We start from the raw sequence: 3,060 nt of genomic DNA, 5'->3' as shown, positions 1-3,060 counted from the left end.
GGCGTCCTCCGGGATGTTTTCGGCCGCGTACGGGGAGCGCAGCATGATCCCGAGCGACGAAAGTTGCGTGCTCATGGGCGGATAGACGTTGGCGTCGGACCCGGTCACGCGGAACCCCTTTTCTTTCAGCATCCCTGCGAGGGAGGCCATCCCCACTCCGCAAGCTGCGATCAGGTGAACGTTTTTCATTCCTGATCCAATGCCTCCATGACCGCGTCGTGGATCCTCGGCCGCAAGGTCGTAAGGCCCTGGTTCTGCTGTCCGTAGTACACCCGGTTGGTGAGGAGCACGCAGGTGATCTCCCGGGACAGGTCGATCCAGAGGGAGCATCCGGTCCACCCGAGGTGGCCGACCGACCCTTCCGGAAAATGGCGCCCGGCCTGCGACCCGCCCGGCGACCCGGGCGTCGGTGTGTCCCAACCGGGGGTACGGGGGCACCCGGGGGGGGCGGCCACCTTGGTCGTCATCTCTTCCGCCATACGCCGGGAGAGCACCCTCCCCTCGCCCCGCCTTGCCCGGAGGATCTCCCGCGCGAAGAGGAACAGGTCGTGCGCTGTGGAAAAGACCCCCGCGTGCCCCGCCACGCCCCCCATCGCCGCCGCGTTCTCGTCATCCACCTCCCCCACCGTTTCCCTCCCCCGTTCTTCGGAATGCCCGGTGGAGATCAGCCGTACCGTCTCGCACTCGCTCAAGGCCAGAAGAGGAAGGTACGCGGTGTCCCGCATTCCCAGCGGCCCCGAAAGTTCCCGACGCAGGAGCCTGTCGAGCGTCATGAACGACGCCGCTTCCATCGCCCGCCCCAGGAGGATAAAGCCAAGGTCGCTGTAGACGCACGCCGTCCCCGGGGGAGATTCCAGGGGCAGGGACAGGAGGGCGCCGACGATCCGGTCGTGCCCCTCCGCAATTCCCCACATCTTCCGCCCTTCCTTTTCCTCGGCCTCCCGTACCTCGCGGTAGAACGGCCGGTAGGAGGGGAGCCCGGAAGTGTGGGAGAGGAGGTGAAGGAAGGTGATCCCGGGAAACGCCGGGTCGGGCGAGCGCGCCGGGAGGATCTCCGAAACCTTCCCGCCGGGCGAGATCCTCCCCTGCTGGACGAGGAGGTAGAAAAAGGATGCGACCAGCGGCTTGGTCAGGGAGGAGATATCGAAGATCGAGGAGAGGTGCGCCTCCCCCGCGCTCTCGTGGAGGAGGATCTCCTCTTTCCGCGCAAGCAGGAGGACGGCGGCCTGGTATGCTCTCTCGACGGCGCCGCGCTCGAGCAGTTCCCTCGCCTCGCGGAAACGATCCCCGCCCCCCTCGATCCCGGGCATCACTTCTGCGCCACAGGGGATTCGAGGAGGAACAGCCGTCCCCGCGGGTCGATCCTCGCCCGCACGCCGAACGGCAAGGGGTAGTTCGGACGGACGTGGCCGGCGGGGAACCCGTACCATACGGATACCGAAAGGGTCTTCCCCGCGGCGGCGAAAACCCTTCGGACCTCCTCCTCCTCCTTTTTCATCGGCGTGATCTTTCCCGCCACGATGCCGGCGACCTTCCGCAGCCGGCCGGACTGGACCCACTGCGTGAGCATCCGGTCGATCCGGTAGGACGGCTCCCGGACATCCTCCAGGAACAGGAGCGCGCCCCGGAAGTCGGGCTCGTACGGCGTCCCGAGCAGGGCGGTGAGCACGGAAAGGCACCCTCCGGTCAGGACCCCTTCCGCGCCCCCCCCGCGCAACCTTTCGCACGGCGTCCCCCAGGGCTCCCGGGGAGTAACGTTTCCCCCCGCGAGCCGGACGAAGGCGTCCAACGCCCCCCCGTCGGGCCTCCCCCCCAGGTCCGCCGCGGCCATCGGGCCGTGGATTGCGGCAAGACCCCATCGGGTGGAGACGTAGGCGAGGATCGCCGTCATGTCGCTGTACCCGATCAGGAGCCGGGGGCGCGCCGCTGCCTTCTTCCAGTCGACGAGCGGGAGGAGCCGGGTCGTTCCGTATCCTCCGCGGGCGGCCATGACGGCCCGTGCCTCGGGAAGCGTGAGCGCCCACTTCATCCGCGCCGCCCGGTGGAGGTCATCCCCGGCCAGATACCCGTCCCTTTCGAGCAGCCCTTCCGCGGTCTCGGGAACGAATCCCGCAGCCGAGAGACGGGCAAGCCCCCGGGCAAGCCTTGCCGGGTCCACGGGCCCCCCGGGCGCGACGACTGCGATCACGTCGCCTTTCCGGAGCGGGGCGGGGCGCACCCTACGCACATTCCCTCCCGAGTATGCCCAAGACCGCCGGGTCCCGGTTCGCGTCGAACACGGCGTAGGGCACCCCCCACGGCGTCGGGCCGAAGTTCTTCAGGGAGAAGCCGAATCCCTCGTGGAAGAGCGGCTCGTTCGTGCGCACGACCCCCTCGCGTTCTTCGGATTCAGAACCACGAACGCACACCCCTCCCATCATATGACGAAAGAAAGCGAAGGAGGTGAGGAGTTCTCGAGCGGGGGCATCCGCAGCGGATCAGACGCAGGGAGGGGCGAAAGGAGCATTCCGGTGGATGATTGCCTCCGCAGCCTTACACGGTTCCCCACAAGGAGCCGCCAGCCACGACGGGTGCAGCGGCTTTCTCGATCCGGGTATCCGGCCCCATCCTATCCCGGGACACAAGTGGGGCCTCGCACGAAATCACTTGGATATCCGCTCCAAGGGGAGAGCCAACAGGGTGCTGCTTCCCTCCTTGCGCAAGATCGATGTGGTTCTCGACACCACGAGGTACATCTGCTTTCCATCTGCCCATAACCCTTGAATGGGGTTCTCGAGATCTCCCGGCAGGCGCCCCTTCCGAAACGTTCCGGCCTGAAATTTCACCACATTCACCCAGCTTTTCTTCACACCCGGCCCGATCCCGGGCACCTGGACGATCCCCGTTTCCGCACCAACCACCAGCAGTTCGGGTATGCCGTCTCCGTCGATATCGTGCAGGAACGGCGGGACCTCCAGAGAGAGAACGGAAATCATGGAATCCTTGACATCGGGGTTCCTGTCATAGGTTATCGTGGAGATACTGCCGCCCATCTCCTTGGAAGACCGGTAAATCCTCTCT

Annotated in this window: 5 protein-coding genes; all 5 read right to left on the bottom strand. The window is 66.4% G+C overall.

From position 1 onward, the window contains the following. Positions 1-189, bottom strand: a 189-nt coding sequence (locus VJ307_01410; protein ID HJX72785.1) for a Mur ligase domain-containing protein, incomplete at its 3' end; no start/stop codon positions are given. After that, positions 186-1,310, bottom strand: coding sequence for a serine hydrolase domain-containing protein (locus tag VJ307_01405; GenBank protein HJX72784.1), 1,125 nt, complete (start codon positions 1,308-1,310; stop codon positions 186-188). The genes VJ307_01405 and VJ307_01410, both read right to left, overlap by 4 nt. After that, positions 1,310-2,227: an LD-carboxypeptidase gene (locus VJ307_01400; protein HJX72783.1), complete on the bottom strand. Its 918-nt coding sequence runs from the start codon at positions 2,225-2,227 to the stop codon at positions 1,310-1,312. The genes VJ307_01405 and VJ307_01400 overlap by 1 nt, the downstream gene beginning before the upstream one ends. Then, positions 2,220-2,366 (bottom strand): hypothetical protein, encoded by a 147-nt coding sequence (locus VJ307_01395; protein ID HJX72782.1) that lies wholly within the window; start codon positions 2,364-2,366, stop codon positions 2,220-2,222. Before VJ307_01395 ends, VJ307_01400 begins: the two co-directional genes overlap by 8 nt. Positions 2,367-2,642: 276 nt before the next feature. Then, positions 2,643-3,060, bottom strand: a 418-nt coding sequence (locus tag VJ307_01390) for a hypothetical protein (protein HJX72781.1), incomplete at its 5' end; no start/stop codon positions are given.

The sequence above is a fragment of the Candidatus Deferrimicrobiaceae bacterium genome (genome assembly GCA_035256765.1).
GTDB lineage: Bacteria > Desulfobacterota > Deferrimicrobia > Deferrimicrobiales > Deferrimicrobiaceae > CSP1-8.
This window is presented reverse-complemented; position numbering and strand designations above follow the sequence as displayed.